This is a genomic window from Bradyrhizobium xenonodulans, assembly GCF_027594865.1.
Classification (GTDB): domain Bacteria; phylum Pseudomonadota; class Alphaproteobacteria; order Rhizobiales; family Xanthobacteraceae; genus Bradyrhizobium; species Bradyrhizobium xenonodulans.
In genome coordinates this window covers 4725647-4738553 of sequence record NZ_CP089391.1, presented here as the reverse complement: position 1 = coordinate 4738553, position 12907 = coordinate 4725647, and the positions used below count along the sequence as shown (strand labels likewise).

The following is a 12907-nucleotide window of genomic DNA, read 5'->3' as shown; positions in this document are numbered from 1 at the left end:
GGGTCATCGACCAGCTCCGGCCGCGCGCGCATCCTCCTGCCGAGATCAAGTTCGCCGGCGAATGGCGACAGGGAGGATCGAATGAACAGGCGGAATGTTCTGATTGCAACGACGTTCGCCGCGCTCGGCGCGCGTTTTGCGCCCGATGCGCTTGCAGCCGAGCGCGCAGAGGGCGGGAGGAGCGGAGCTGGCAACGTCAACGACGTGGTCGTGCGATATCTGACGGCGTGGAACGAGCAGGATGCCAGGCGACGTCATGATCTCATAGCCGCGACGTGGACTGAAGACGGCACCTATGTCGATCGCGTCCGGGAGGGACATGGACATGGATCCATCGACGGCATGATCGCCAAGGCCCAGGGGCAGTTTCCAGGCTACCGGCTCAGTCTCGCCAGCGGAATTGAAGCTCACCACGATTACCTGCGCTTCTCCTGGACCGCGGGCGGTACGGCGGACGCACCGCTCTACATCAAGGGCACCGACTTTGCCCTCATGGCCGAAGACGGCCGCTTCCGGTCAGTCATTGGCTTCGTCGATGCCGCTCCGGCGCCCGTGTCGCGATAATCCGCTACGGCGCAATCCCGGTTTGCGCGCCGACGCTTCGGAAGCGGCCATCCCATTGCCTCGCGTCCTCAATTATCTCGTTGGAATCGCAGAAAGTTTGCTTTCCTTCAGCCATATTCCTCGCCGATGCCGTATTCCCGGTAGATCTCCAGCGGGTCCGACTCCGGAAACAGGCGGCATTTGGCCTGGGCGAGGTGCAGGCTCACCGCCGACGGCTCCTTGCCGTTGGCCAGCATCTTGCGGATGTCGTCCATATGCGCGCTCGGCTGGTGTTTTGGCTCGAGCTGCTCCAGCGCGACGAGCGCAGTCGCCAGGGCCTCGGTCAGAACCCAGTCGTCGTGGCCCGTGATTCCCTTCCTCGGCATCGGCAGACCCCACATGCGGTGGCTGTGCCAGTGTACCGCAGCTTCCGCCGAATCTCCATCGCGCCGCCGGCAAACGCCGTACTCTCGCTTGCATTATGACCGCGCGTGGCTAAAAGGCGGCCGGCAATCGTATCCTTGTTGAAACAAAGTCGGCGTAGACGGGGTCGTACCGCTCACGGCTGGAGCCAGCATGGTCTTTCTAAGCTTCGTCTACCGCTTCGTGACCAACTTCGCCTTCATGGCGATGGTCTATTTCAGCCTGAACTTCATGGAAAAATACCAGAACCGGGCGATCATCGCGTTCCTGGTGCTGGTCTATGCCGGCATGCGCGCGGCCTCGACGCTGCGGGCGTTCTACTTCTTCCAGAAGATCGAGAAGCTGGAAGCCGAGACCAGGCGCCTTCAGGCGCCGATCAATGACGGCTCGGGCGGAACGAATGCGCGCAGGCAGGTCGTGACCGACGTGGCGCGGCTGCGCCGCGACGGCGAGCTCAAATCCTACATGGATCTGTTCTTCCTGGCGCTGATCGTGCTGCTCTGCGTCGCCGCCATCATGCGGCAGTAACAAAGGCTCAGGCGCGCTTCTTCAGGCTGGCGACGCGGGTCGGACGCGGCGCCGGGCTCTTGGGGGCAGGGGCCTGCGCAGCATGCTTGGATGCGGCCTTGGGTGCGGCCGATGCCGCATGCGCGGTCCGATGTCCGTGCGACCTGGCTGCCTTGCCCTTGTCCGCACGAGGCGTCGAAGCCGCCATTGCCAGCCGCGTCGCGGCGCGCCGCGACAAGGTCGTCGACTGCAGCACCTCGACCGAGCCCTCGGGGATCGCGAAGAGATCGCGGCCCGGCACGGGCAGGGTGGCCGCGACATTCGCCAGCGCCATGGTCTTGCGCGGCAGCAGCGGCCGATGTTCGGTCTGCGCGTTGAGGTCGGCCAGCGAGGGCGCCGGCAGCGTCCGGGTCTCTGTGAACACGAAGCCCGGCACGCGCGGCCAGCGCGCGATCGGCGTCGTTTCCGTCGGGGGATGCAGCAGCCATTCGACCTGCGTGGTCGGCGTTGCCGGCCGGTCCGCGGTCGCCGGCACCACATGCACGATGCGATAGCCGCGTGCCTTGAGGTCGCGGATGATCTTGGGCAAGGCCGCCACGGTGCGGGCCTGGATGTCGTGCAGCAGCAGAATGCCCTTGCCCTTGGCCTCCAGCCGCTGCATCGCGAGCTGGTAGACGCGGTCGGACGGCACATGGCGCCAGTCGTCGGCCGGGAAATCGGCGCTCCAGACCTGGATGCCGCGCGAGATCAGATGGTTCTCGACGCCCTCGGCGCGCATCAGGCCGGGAATGCGGAAGAACGGCGCGAGCTGTTTGGACGGATCGGTCATCGCAGCCGAGGTCCACGCGATGCCGCCGTTGATCTCGGCTTCGGCCTTCTCGATCGGCATCCGGTCGAACGTCAGCGGATGGTTCATGCTGTGCGTGCCGACGGTGTGGCCCGCCGCCACCAGCTTGCGCACGCCGTCCGGGTTCGCCTTGGCCTGGCTGCCGATGATGAAGAAGGTCGCCTTGATGCACTCGTCGTCGAGCATCTTGAGGATCTGGTTGGAATATTTCGGCAGCGGACCGTCGTCGAAGGTCAGGACGACTTCATGGTCTTTCAGCGGCAACGTCTCGCGGTACTGCATGGTGCCGATCAGCGGATGCTCGCGCGGATCGACCACGAGGGTGCGGGAGGTCCCGAGCGCGTCAGGATGGCCTGGGCAGTCCGCCGCAAGCGCCGCCGGCGCACCGACGGTCAGCATTGCCAGGCCGAGGACGATCCACGATCGCGTCCGAAATACAACGCCACTTCCGATCATGAACCCGGTCTGCCCTCTTACGCGATTGCCGCCATAGTAGGTCGGAGACGCGCCAAAAACGGTTCAGGCGGCGCCAGCTATCATTGCATGGCGTAGCATGAACAGAGTGTTAATAGGGCTCAAATCACCCCATTTTGCGCCGCCGTGACATTCCGGCATCAATGCGCATCGGCATTCTTCTGTGACGGGACCGCCGGTACGATGTGCACGATGCGAAAACCGTTCTCCCTCAGATACCGCAGGAAGGCCGGCATGATCGCGGCGGTGCGCGCCTTGGGATCGTGGAAGAGGACGATGCCCTTGCCGCTCGCGGCCAGGCGCTCGGTGACGAGCTTCAATTCCTGCTCCGGCGTCATCTCGTTCCAGTCGCTGGCCCACAGGTCGGCCCCGAACACGACCATGCCGCGCGCCTGGAGCAGGTCGAGCTGCGCTTGCGTGGATTCGAAATAGGGGAAGCGGAAGAACGGCGTCGAGGGCGTCGTCGTCGAGGTGCCCTTCAGCGCCATCTCGTTGGCCGCAATGCCGCGGTCGATCTCGTCCTTCGCCTTGTCGAACGGGATCCGCGCCATGAACGGGTGCGACCAGGTGTGGTGGCCGATGGTGTGACCCTCGCGCGCGATGCGCTTGACCATGTCGGGATGCTGCGAGGCGTGCAGGCCGATCAGGAAGAAGGTCGCGCGCACGCATTCCTGCGCCAGCGCCGCCAGCACCTTCGACGTCGTCGGCGGGTTCGGGCCGTCGTCGAAGGTCAGCACGACCTCGTGATCGGCAAGCGACAGCGTCTGCGGAAAGCTCTTCAGGCCGACGCGCGGCGTGGTCCTGGCGTCGACGCTCAGGACCCGCGAGGTGCCGAGCGCATCCTTGCGCGGACACTCGGCAGCCACGGCCGAGGCGATGCCGATGAGGGGCGCAAGAACCGCGCCCAGCGACATCCATCTCCATCGAAGCATCTTTGTCATTGCGCTCAGAGTTGCCTTGTGGGTATTGCCTGAACCATCAGCTCAGACCACTCGTTCCAACCTGTCAAACGGCGAGGCGCGCCATGGATGAACATATGGACGTTGCCCCATCCGAGGATTCGGTACTCGACCACGTGCCGATGCGCAACGAGGACGGCGATATCAGGCACGAATTCGTCGAGGAAATTGCCCGTGCGATCGAGGCCGGCGACAGCGCCGCGCTGCGCGCCTGCGTCGCCGAGCTGCACGAGGCCGATCTCGGCGATCTGATTGGCGCGCTCGAGCCCGACGACCGCGTCCGCCTGGTCGAGCTCACGGGCCGCGACTTCGACTTCTCCGCACTGAACGAGGTCGACGAGACCGTCCGCGAGGAGATCCTCGAGGAGCTGCTGCCGGAGACGGTCGCCGAAGGCGTCCGCGAGCTCGAATCCGACGACGCGGTCGAGCTGCTCGAGACGCTCGATCAGGAAGAGCAGGAGGAGATCCTCGAGAAGCTGCCGCTCAAGGAGCGCGTCGCGCTCGAGCGCAGCCTGCTTTATCCGGAAAACTCCGCCGGCCGCCGGATGCAGACCGAGTTCATCGCGGTGCCGCAGGATTTCACCGTCGGGCAGGCGATCGACTACATGCGCGAGACGCCGGATCTGCCCGACCGCTTCTACGAGATCTACGTCGTCGACAAGGATCAGCACTGGCAGGGCGCGGTCTCGCTCGACGTCCTGCTGCGCGCCCGCCGCCCGGTGGCGCTGGCCGAGCTGACCGACGAGGATCGCCGCCGCGTCTCCGTCCTGGAGGACCAGGAAGAGGTGGCGCGCATGTTCGGCAAGTACAATCTCGTCGCAGCCCCGGTGCTCGATACCCAGGATCGCCTGGTCGGCGTCATCACCGTCGACGACGTCGTCGACGTCATCGAGGAGGAGGCGGACGAGGACCTCAAGGCGCTCGGCGGCGTCACCAGCGACGAAGAGCTCTCCGACACCGTGTTCACCATCGCGCGGGCGCGGTTCAACTGGCTGCTGGTCAATCTCGCCACCGCCTTTCTCGCGTCGTCCGTGCTCGGCCTGTTCGAGGGCCAGCTCGAGAAGATGGTGGCGCTCGCCGTGCTCGCGCCGATCGTGGCGAGCCAGGGCGGCAATGCCGCGACCCAGACCATGACGGTCGCGGTGCGAGCGCTCGCGACGCGCGAGCTCGGCTCGTCCAATGCCTGGCGCGTTGTGATGCGCGAAGGCCTGGTCGGCCTCGTCAACGGCCTCGCCTTCGCCGTGATCACGGGCATCGCGGCAGTGGCATGGTTCAAGATCCCCGGCCTCGGCCTCGTCATCGGGCTCGCCATCATCGTGAACCTCTTCGCCGGCGCGCTCGGCGGCATCCTGATCCCGATGGCGCTCGAACGCGTCAGGGCCGATCCGGCGGTGGCGTCAGGCACGTTCGTCACCACGGTGACAGACGTGGTCGGCTTCTTCTCCTTCCTCGGGATTGCAACGCTGTGGTTCGGGTTGAGGTAGGGCCCGTTTGGGAGGCGGTGCTCTCTCCACGTCATTGCGAGCGCAGCGAAGCAATCCAGAATTTCTCCGCGGCGGCAGTCTGGATTACTTCGCCGCAAGAGCTCCTCGCAATGACGGGGGAGGTGGCGGGCTCCGGGCGCCGACATCTTTAATCCGAACTTAAGCGACCTGCCGCATCATCGCCCCGCTTGGGGGAATGGACATGCGGTTGCGGCTGAAGGCGGACGGACGGGTCGTCGAGTTGCGGGACGGGCAGGAATTTCCGGTTCAGCCGGCGGCCCATGCCGCGCCGGCCGATACCAGCTCGCTCGCGGTGCGCGACCTGCGCCGCCGGGCTTGCCTCACCCAGATGCAGTTCGCGGCCAAGCTCGGCGTTCCCGTCGAGACCATCCGCAATTGGGAACAGGGCAAGCGTGCCCCGCGGGGACCGGCGCGCGCACTGCTCGCCGTGATCGCGCATGCGCCCGACACGGTGTTCCAGGCGCTCGCCAAAGCCTGACGTCAAGGCCTGAGTCACGGCCTGATACGAACCTCCCGTTAGCATTGCCCTGAAGAACCGGTCCGGCAGCCGGCGACGTCCGTTGGCACGCTGGCGGGCGAGGTCCATAATGACATCCGGGGCTGCCGCAACAGAGAGGATTCCTCATGCTGTTCGTCGAGGCCAATGGCGCAAAGATACCGGCGATCGGGCTCGGGACCTGGGAGCTGAGCGGGCGGCTGGCCGCGCGCGTGGTCGAGCAGGCGCTGCGGCTCGGCTATCGCCACATCGACACCGCGCAGGTCTACGACAATGAGCGCGAGGTCGGCGACGGCTTGCGCGCCTCCGGCGTGCGCCGCGACGACATCTTCCTCACCACGAAGGTCTGGACCAACCATTTCGCGCCCCACGACCTCGAGCGCTCGGTCAAGGAGAGCCTGGCGCGCATGCGGCTTCCCTCCGTCGATCTCCTGCTGCTGCACTGGCCCAATTCGCACGTGCCGCTGGAGGAGACGCTGGGTGCGCTGTCGCATGCCAAGCGCATGGGCCTGACCCGCCACATCGGCGTCTCCAACTTCACGGTGGCGCTGGTCGAGCAGGCGGTGGCGCTGTCGCCGGAGCCTCTCGTCTGCAACCAGGTCGAATATCATCCTTATCTCGACCAGGCGAAGGTGAGGGCGGCCTGCGATCAGCACGGTCTCGCGCTGGTCGCCTACAGCCCGATCGCCAAGGGCCGCATCAAGTCCGACCAGACGCTGGCGACAATCGGCCGCGCGCATCGCAAGACTCCGGCACAGATCTGCCTGCGCTGGCTGGTGCAACAGAATGTGTCTGCGATCCCGCGCACCTCGCGCGTCGAACGCCTGTCGGAAAACATCGATATCTTCGATTTCGAGCTCTCGGATGACGAGATGGTCCAAATCGCCGCACTGGCCAGCCCCAAGGGGCGCCTGACCGATTTCGGCTTCGCGCCGAAATGGGATTGAGGGGAGAGCGCGGTATGCTAACAGCAGGGCGGCAACCCAAGACCGGGCGATGGAACTGCGGAAGATCATACGGACGGACATTGCAGCGTCGGCCATCGCGCACCTGATGCTGGTGGCGCTGATCATCGTGATCAGCGAAGTCCATCCATTCCACGCCGCAGCGCCCGAGACGGTGGCGGTCGACATCGTCACGCCGGAGCAGGTGAAGCAGGAGGAGGCCAAGGCGGAGGAGAAGGGCCAAGAGAAGGGCCAAGAGAAGGCGGAGGAAAAGGCGAAGGAGAAGCCGCCTGCACCCAAGCCCGACTTGAAACTGCCGAAGCTGGATTCCACCGACAAGGACAAGGCGGAAACGGCGCCGAAGCCGGCCGCCAAGCAGAAGGCGTCCGAACCGGAACAGAAGCAGCCGTCGCCCTCACAGGCCCCGACGCAGCACGAGGCGAATGTGCAGCCGCAGCCTCAGCAACCGCCGCCATCGCAACAGCCGCCACAACCTCAGCCCCAACCGTCGCTTCAGGCGATGCCGCCACCGATGCAGCCGTCGCCACAAGCGATGCCGCAGCAGGAGGCCGCACCACCGCCGGCCTATCGGGCGCCCGAGCCCGACGTCACCGTCAAGTACGGCGTCATGCTGGGCCTGCCGCCTGAATTGCCGGTGGAGTTGCCGAAAGGCGCACCCAAGGACGACGGCGGCGACGCCAAGGATTCGATGGCCGCCAAGCTGCCGCCCGAAGTCGTCGCCGAGCTTCGCCGCCACCTGAAGAGCTGTGCCAAGTTGCCGGCTGGGCTCGCGCCGACCGACAATGTCAACATCAAGCTGCGCACGGTGTTCGCCACCGACGGCACGCTGGCGCGCGAGCCGATCCTGATCGAAGCTCCGCCATCCGCGAAGGGCGTGGCCCTCGTGAAATCCGCGTTGGACGCGCTCCAGGCCTGTCAGCCCTACAAGATGCTGCCGGCCGACAAATACGAGGAATGGAAAGTGCTGGACCTGCCGTTCTCGCCGCGGGATTTCGGCGGATCCTGATCGGGGCGAGTTCAAGAACGACCCGCTCTCTTCCACTCACGCATCCATCGTGATGACGACCTTGCCGAACAGGTTAGTCGTCGATCCCCTGAACGAGGATGGATCGATAGTCTGCGCCCAGAAAGCGGTGTTGGACCGCGGCGCGGTATTCGGCGCTATCATAGAATGCGCGCCCGGCTTCGATAGTCGGGAATCTGACGATCACCACGCCCTCGGGAGAAGGGCCTTCAAGAACGTCCTGAGGGCCGTAGGCGGAGAGAACGGTCGCTTCCGTGATGTTGAGAAGGGGGGAGACCATGTCTGCATAGGTCCGCAGTTCACCCGGATTGCGGGTACGTTCGCGAATGAAGATGGCATAGGCGCTCATGGGTAAGAAGCTCCGTAGGGTTGCTTGCTCTCAGAGTGTTGGTGCAGTCGGCCGGAAGCGACTGCTTCGTACCGATCACGCGCCGTTGGTGATGACGACCTTGCCGAACACATTGCGCTTGCCGAAGTGCTCGAACGCAGCCTTGCCGTCGGCGAACGTGAAGCGGCTGTCGATCACTGGACGGGTGCCATTCTGCGCGACGGCCGCAATCACGTCCTCGAGGTCCTGGCGGTTACCAGTCGCGATCGTCTGGAACCGAGCGAAGGTGAGAAACATGTCGAGGTAGCCGGGCATCTCACCCTGTGCGAGCACGCCGACCATCGACACCTGGCCGCTCAGCGCGACCGCTTTCAGCGACTGGGCGAAGGTGCCGGGTCCGCCCACCTCGACCACGCGGTCGACGCCGCGCCCGCCGGTGAGCGCTTTGGCCTGCTCGCCCCAGTTGGGATTATCGGCATAGTTGATGACATGATCGGCGCCCAAGGCACGCAGCCGCTCCGCCTTCTCGTTCGACGAGGTCGTCGCGATGACCTCGGCGCCGCGCGCCTTGGCGAACTGAAGCGCGAACAGCGACACACCCCCGGTCCCCTGCGTCAGCACGCGGTGCTGCGGACCAACGCCGGCGACCGCGTTCCAACCAGTGACCGCGGCGCACGGCAGAGTCGCGGCGTCGGCGAAGCTGATCGAAGCGGGAATGGCGACCAGTTCGTGCTGATCGACAATGCGATACTCGGCCATCCAGCCATCAATCTGGCTGCCGTATTGCGGCGCGAACTCACGGAAGGGCCCCGCATACCAGCCCGGCATGAAGTTGTTCGCCACCCGGTCGCCGACCGCGAAGCGGGTGACCCCCGAGCCGACCGCCTCGACCACCCCGGCGGCGTCGGACACCTGCACGCGGCCTTCCTCGAGGGGAAACGGCGACCAGCCATTGACGATCGTGAGGTCGCGAAAATTGAGTGAGATCGCTTTGATGTTGACCAGGACTTCGCCCTGACCGGGCTGCGGCTTGGGCTCCTCGCACAATTCCAGGCCGTCGATCGAGCCGATCTTCTGCAGACGATAGATCTTCATGAAAGTCACCTCCGGTTCTGGAAGGCATGTAGGTCGGACTTGACCGGATGATCCATTACCTGGAGTGTAGGTTTCCTAACCCATCGTCCAAAGTTCCCATGCACCCCTTCGATTCCGTCCTGAGCGCGATGCAGCTTGAGAGCTCGCTCTTCGTCCGCCTGCGCGGGCATGTACCTTGGGCGATTTCGTTCGACAGCGGGGGACAGGCGCGGCTGGTGGTCGTGGCAAAGGGGAAGGGCTGGTTCACCCAGGTCGGGCACCCGCCCGTCGTCGTCCAGGCTGGACACTGCCTCATCCTCAAGCAGGGGGTTCAGGGCATATTGGGCGACACGCCCGATCGCGCCGCGATCCCCTGTTGGCAGGTGGCCGATCACGTGACGGGGGAACTGGTCGCCTTCGGCGGCGACGGCGAGCCGTGCGAGTTCTTCTCGACGCTGTTCACCTTCGATCATTCCGCGGGCGAGCCGTTGTCGGCGCTGCTGCCCGACGTCGTCCATGTCACGATGCCCGACCGCGACGCAGGGCAGATGGTCTCGATCCTCGAACAGATTGGAGCGGAGGAAGCACAGGGGTCGCTGGGCGGTTCTTACGTTGTCGGCCGCCTGCTCGACGTGCTCTTCATTCAGGCGATCCGGACTTGGGCCTCGTCCGAGGGTAACGTGTCCGATGGCTGGCTCGCGGGCCTGACCCATCGCCAGCTTGCCCGAACCTTAAGCCTGATCCATGCCGATCTTGCCCGCCCATGGACGCTGGAGCAGCTTGCCCGCCAGGCCGCGATGTCGCGCTCGTCGTTCGCGGCGCTGTTCAAATCAGTCGTCGGCGTGCCGCCGCTGACCTATATCGCCACGTGGCGCATCTACCGGGCCAAGCTTTTGCTCGCAGCCGGCCACTCGATCGCGGCGGCAGCCGAGCAAACCGGCTATGGCACAGACGTCGCGCTCAGCCGGGCCTTCAAGGCGACGACGGGAATGTCGCCTGGGCAATGGCGGCGCGAGCGTCGTGCCCTCGCCGGGCCGCGAGCTCCTGTCTCGGCCGCACGGGCTTCACGCCGCGCCGCGGTCTATTGAGCACTCTCCTATTTCACTTGGCGCCTGTCGTCTCCACCAACAGGCTCGCGATAGAGCGCGTAATAGCCATTGTCGAATAAGGTGCGTGTGGTTACCGACGGGCAAAACACCCCGGATGCTGTCAATCCACTTTCGTAAAAATATTCCGCTTTACCGAAATTCGGATTTGTCGTATGTGTCGGCCATCCCGGCTCATCCTTGAGGGGCGATCATGTTGTCGTCACGATGCGCGAGCCGGGTTGCGGTGGACGCGGCAGCGTCGGCACGAGATGGTGCGGGCAGGGCGGGTAGTCCCTGTGAGCCCGAAACCGCGTGCGGATGAGCGGCGCTGTCAAGTTCGTCTCGTCCGTATTTCGATGGCTACGTGCACGATGCCGTCGAACCCTGCGGCGAAATGGCGAATGCGCGTACGGCAAAACCGTGTGGTCCTGGCCGTCGTTGCTACGGTCAAGTCTTCGCGAAGGTGCGAGCGAGCCCAACCGGGCAGACTGCATCATCCAATTCGCGGGGCGAGGGAGGCCAGAGGGAAAGTTCGGCTCCCGGGAGAGCACGGCATAAGCCGTCCAACCATCGCGCAGGGAAGGCCGAGTGATTGGCTACACCTGTATGCTGCTGTGCGGTTCTTCCTGCGTGTGCTTTTCGCGCAGCGGACCGCGGGTGCCAGCCGGCACCCGGCCTTCCCTGCGCCCTCTTGGATAAGAGGGTGGAGAGATCAAGCAAAGCTCGGGCGAATTGCGCCGCGAGGAGGCGAAGGTGTGTCTGCAAGTTGGAATATGCATTGGAGGGTGACGACGCTGCCCCTCGCTCCGTCATTGCGAGCGCAGCGAAGCAATCCAGAGTCTTTCCGCGGAGGGATTCTGGATTGCTTCGCTGCGCTCGCAATGACGATGTGGCGAGAGCTAACATCAATGACCGCGCTTCAACGCATCCTCGCCATCCGCGGCCACCACCTCCGGTGCCATCGCCGCCCATGCACTCGACGCAAACTGCCGCCGCCATGTCACGACCACCACCGCGGCCGTGGTCACGAACAGCACCCAGGGGCTGACGAACCAGCCGAGATAGCCGAGCGCGAAGAAGAATGCGCGCTGGCCACGATTGAAATGGCGGCCGGCGGATTCGAACAGGCGCGAGGTGCGGATGACATGGGCTTCGGCTTCGGGCGTGTCGCGCCGGTCAGCCGGCGGCATGCCGCCGAACAGGATCGCGACATAGTTGAACAGGCGATAGGACCAGGCGAACTTGAAGAAGGCATAGACGCAGATCAGCACCAGGCCGACGCATTTGAGCTCCCACAGCGCCGGCGAAGTGCTGAGGTCGATCGGCAGCTTGCCCAGGATCGCGATCGCGTCGTTGGTGGCGTGCAGCAGCGCCAGCGCGCCGCCAAGCGCGATCAGGCTGGTGGAGGCGAAGAAGGCGGTGCCGTTCTGGAGCGAGGCCATGATCTGCATGTCGACCATGCGCGCGTCGCGGTCGAGCAGGCGGCGGACCCAGACCTCGCGATAGCGGTTCATGCGCGCCGACAGGCTGTCGCGGCCATAGGCCGAGTGCTCCAGCGTCAGGGCGTAGACCAGCCATTCGATGATGAAGAAGCCGACCGCCGTGATGTCGACCCAATGCCTGCTCATGCCCCTCTCCTTGCAAGTCGCAACGATTGCCACGCATGCAGGGGTGCGGCAACGATTGATTGGCGGCAGGCGATGGCGCTAAAAGCAGCCGCATCCTGAAGGACTGAAGGAAGGACCAGTGACATGGCAGCGCTCAAGCTCGCGATCGGCAACAAGAACTACTCGTCATGGTCGATGCGGCCCTGGCTTGCGCTGCGCGCCAACGACATCCCGTTCGTGGAGACCGTGATCCCGCTCTACACCGACAACCCCGCCGACAAGGAACATATCCTGTCCTTCAGCCGCGCCGGCAAGGTGCCGGTGCTGGTCGACGGCGACACCACGGTGTGGGATTCGCTCAGCATCATCGAATACATCGCCGAGCGCTATCCGGAAGTGAAGCTGTGGCCCGACGACGTCGCGGACCGCGCCCATGCCCGTTCGGTATGCGCCGAGATGCATTCCGGCTTCATGGCCCTGCGCAACGAATGCGGCATGAACCTGCACCGCCCCGTGCGCCCCGTGACGCTGTCGGCGGATGCCAAGGCGAACATCGCACGCATTCAGGAGATCTGGCGCGAATGTCGCGCGCGCTATGGCGCCAAGGGGCCGTTCCTGTTCGGCCGCTTCGGCGCGGCGGACGCGATGTATGCCCCAGTCGTGCACCGCTTCCGCACCTACGCAATCGACGTCACGCCGGAGACCAAGGCCTACATGGATACGATGATGGCGCTGCCGGCGTTCCAGGAATGGACCCGCGACGGGCTCGCCGAGACGCTCGTCATCGACAGGTTCGAGGACGTCTGATCACTGGTCCGGCCGGGCGGCGGAACGGCCAGGGGAATCGGGGCGCGCGACCTGCGACACCAGGCTGCGACACGCTGCCCATATGCGCGGCCCGCGGCGGTACCATCGGCCCACCGGTTTCCTCCCTATCGTTCTGAAAAGACTTCAAAATTTGCGCATTTGCCATGCTGGCATAGCACTGGCCAAAACGGCGGGCCGCGTGCTATAGAGCGCGTGGGTTTCCGGCCGGCCGTCGTAGTGGGACCATGGGCGAGGCAGGC

General features: G+C 65.1%; 14 protein-coding genes. 8 read left to right on the top strand and 6 right to left on the bottom strand.

Translation table 11 applies throughout. The annotated features are described in order from the left end of the window. Positions 1-81: 81 nt before the first annotated feature. Complete coding sequence (locus I3J27_RS22440) at positions 82-564, top strand: nuclear transport factor 2 family protein (RefSeq protein WP_270160601.1); 483 nt, start codon at positions 82-84, stop codon at positions 562-564. Positions 565-671: 107 nt separating this feature from the next. Here the strand turns inward: I3J27_RS22440 and I3J27_RS22435 are convergent, their stop codons facing one another. After that, positions 672-929, bottom strand: coding sequence for a hypothetical protein (locus tag I3J27_RS22435; protein ID WP_270160600.1), 258 nt, complete (start codon positions 927-929; stop codon positions 672-674). Positions 930-1119: 190 nt separating this feature from the next. Here I3J27_RS22435 and I3J27_RS22430 point away from each other — a divergent pair, with 190 nt between their 5' ends. Beyond that, entirely contained in the window at positions 1120-1494 is a 375-nt protein-coding gene (locus I3J27_RS22430; protein WP_270160599.1) for a hypothetical protein, read from the top strand. A 7-nt stretch (positions 1495-1501) separates the two neighbouring features. On the opposite strand, the gene I3J27_RS22425 is transcribed toward I3J27_RS22430, so the two are convergent. After that, on the bottom strand, positions 1502-2776 hold the full coding sequence (locus I3J27_RS22425) for a polysaccharide deacetylase family protein (RefSeq protein ID WP_270160598.1): 1275 nt from the start codon (positions 2774-2776) through the stop codon (positions 1502-1504). Between the two features lie 158 nt (positions 2777-2934). Then, the gene (locus I3J27_RS22420) at positions 2935-3708 is read right to left on the bottom strand and encodes a polysaccharide deacetylase family protein (RefSeq protein WP_270160597.1); all 774 of its coding nucleotides are present in this window, start codon (positions 3706-3708) and stop codon (positions 2935-2937) included. Positions 3709-3818: 110 nt separating this feature from the next. Here I3J27_RS22420 and mgtE point away from each other — a divergent pair, with 110 nt between their 5' ends. From mgtE to tolA, 4 genes are all read left to right on the top strand, one after another. Beyond that, positions 3819-5237 (top strand): magnesium transporter, encoded by a 1419-nt coding sequence (mgtE, locus tag I3J27_RS22415; protein WP_270160596.1) that lies wholly within the window; start codon positions 3819-3821, stop codon positions 5235-5237. 196 nt (positions 5238-5433) lie between these two features. Beyond that, complete coding sequence (locus I3J27_RS22410) at positions 5434-5736, top strand: helix-turn-helix domain-containing protein (protein WP_270160595.1); 303 nt, start codon at positions 5434-5436, stop codon at positions 5734-5736. 146 nt (positions 5737-5882) lie between these two features. Next, positions 5883-6701: an aldo/keto reductase gene (locus tag I3J27_RS22405; RefSeq protein WP_270160594.1), complete on the top strand. Its 819-nt coding sequence runs from the start codon at positions 5883-5885 to the stop codon at positions 6699-6701. 49 nt (positions 6702-6750) lie between these two features. Continuing rightward, positions 6751-7725, top strand: coding sequence for a cell envelope integrity protein TolA (gene tolA, locus I3J27_RS22400; protein WP_270160593.1), 975 nt, complete (start codon positions 6751-6753; stop codon positions 7723-7725). A 73-nt stretch (positions 7726-7798) separates the two neighbouring features. Here the strand turns inward: tolA and I3J27_RS22395 are convergent, their stop codons facing one another. Together I3J27_RS22395 and I3J27_RS22390 are read right to left on the bottom strand one after the other, a co-directional pair. Beyond that, complete coding sequence (locus I3J27_RS22395) at positions 7799-8092, bottom strand: DUF1330 domain-containing protein (protein WP_270160592.1); 294 nt, start codon at positions 8090-8092, stop codon at positions 7799-7801. Positions 8093-8167: 75 nt separating this feature from the next. Further along, positions 8168-9166: a zinc-dependent alcohol dehydrogenase family protein gene (locus I3J27_RS22390; protein WP_270160591.1), complete on the bottom strand. Its 999-nt coding sequence runs from the start codon at positions 9164-9166 to the stop codon at positions 8168-8170. Positions 9167-9213: 47 nt separating this feature from the next. On the opposite strand from I3J27_RS22390, the gene I3J27_RS22385 reads away from it, so the two are divergent. Then, positions 9214-10233: an AraC family transcriptional regulator gene (locus tag I3J27_RS22385; RefSeq protein ID WP_270160590.1), complete on the top strand. Its 1020-nt coding sequence runs from the start codon at positions 9214-9216 to the stop codon at positions 10231-10233. A gap of 905 nt (positions 10234-11138) precedes the next feature. On the opposite strand, the gene I3J27_RS22380 is transcribed toward I3J27_RS22385, so the two are convergent. Then, complete coding sequence (locus tag I3J27_RS22380) at positions 11139-11861, bottom strand: DUF599 domain-containing protein (RefSeq protein ID WP_270160589.1); 723 nt, start codon at positions 11859-11861, stop codon at positions 11139-11141. Positions 11862-11984: 123 nt separating this feature from the next. Here I3J27_RS22380 and I3J27_RS22375 point away from each other — a divergent pair, with 123 nt between their 5' ends. Then, positions 11985-12647 (top strand): glutathione S-transferase family protein, encoded by a 663-nt coding sequence (locus I3J27_RS22375; protein ID WP_270160588.1) that lies wholly within the window; start codon positions 11985-11987, stop codon positions 12645-12647. The last annotated feature ends 260 nt before the right edge of the window (positions 12648-12907 follow it).

What these genes read in the sequence shown, in the direction of transcription:
- I3J27_RS22440 (WP_270160601.1), top strand. Translation starts at nt 82, where the DNA reads ATGAACAGGCGGAATGTTCTGATTGCAACGACGTTCGCCGCGCTCGGC.
- I3J27_RS22420 (WP_270160597.1), bottom strand. Translation starts at nt 3,708, where the DNA reads ATGTCGCTGGGCGCGGTTCTTGCGCCCCTCATCGGCATCGCCTCGGCC.
- I3J27_RS22405 (WP_270160594.1), top strand. Translation starts at nt 5,883, where the DNA reads ATGCTGTTCGTCGAGGCCAATGGCGCAAAGATACCGGCGATCGGGCTC.
- tolA (WP_270160593.1), top strand. Translation starts at nt 6,751, where the DNA reads ATGGAACTGCGGAAGATCATACGGACGGACATTGCAGCGTCGGCCATC.
- mgtE (WP_270160596.1), top strand. Translation starts at nt 3,819, where the DNA reads ATGGATGAACATATGGACGTTGCCCCATCCGAGGATTCGGTACTCGAC.
- I3J27_RS22390 (WP_270160591.1), bottom strand. Translation starts at nt 9,166, where the DNA reads ATGAAGATCTATCGTCTGCAGAAGATCGGCTCGATCGACGGCCTGGAA.
- I3J27_RS22380 (WP_270160589.1), bottom strand. Translation starts at nt 11,861, where the DNA reads ATGAGCAGGCATTGGGTCGACATCACGGCGGTCGGCTTCTTCATCATC.
- I3J27_RS22410 (WP_270160595.1), top strand. Translation starts at nt 5,434, where the DNA reads ATGGACATGCGGTTGCGGCTGAAGGCGGACGGACGGGTCGTCGAGTTG.
- I3J27_RS22385 (WP_270160590.1), top strand. Translation starts at nt 9,214, where the DNA reads ATGATCCATTACCTGGAGTGTAGGTTTCCTAACCCATCGTCCAAAGTT.
- I3J27_RS22435 (WP_270160600.1), bottom strand. Translation starts at nt 929, where the DNA reads ATGCCGAGGAAGGGAATCACGGGCCACGACGACTGGGTTCTGACCGAG.
- I3J27_RS22375 (WP_270160588.1), top strand. Translation starts at nt 11,985, where the DNA reads ATGGCAGCGCTCAAGCTCGCGATCGGCAACAAGAACTACTCGTCATGG.
- I3J27_RS22395 (WP_270160592.1), bottom strand. Translation starts at nt 8,092, where the DNA reads ATGAGCGCCTATGCCATCTTCATTCGCGAACGTACCCGCAATCCGGGT.
- I3J27_RS22425 (WP_270160598.1), bottom strand. Translation starts at nt 2,776, where the DNA reads ATGATCGGAAGTGGCGTTGTATTTCGGACGCGATCGTGGATCGTCCTC.
- I3J27_RS22430 (WP_270160599.1), top strand. Translation starts at nt 1,120, where the DNA reads ATGGTCTTTCTAAGCTTCGTCTACCGCTTCGTGACCAACTTCGCCTTC.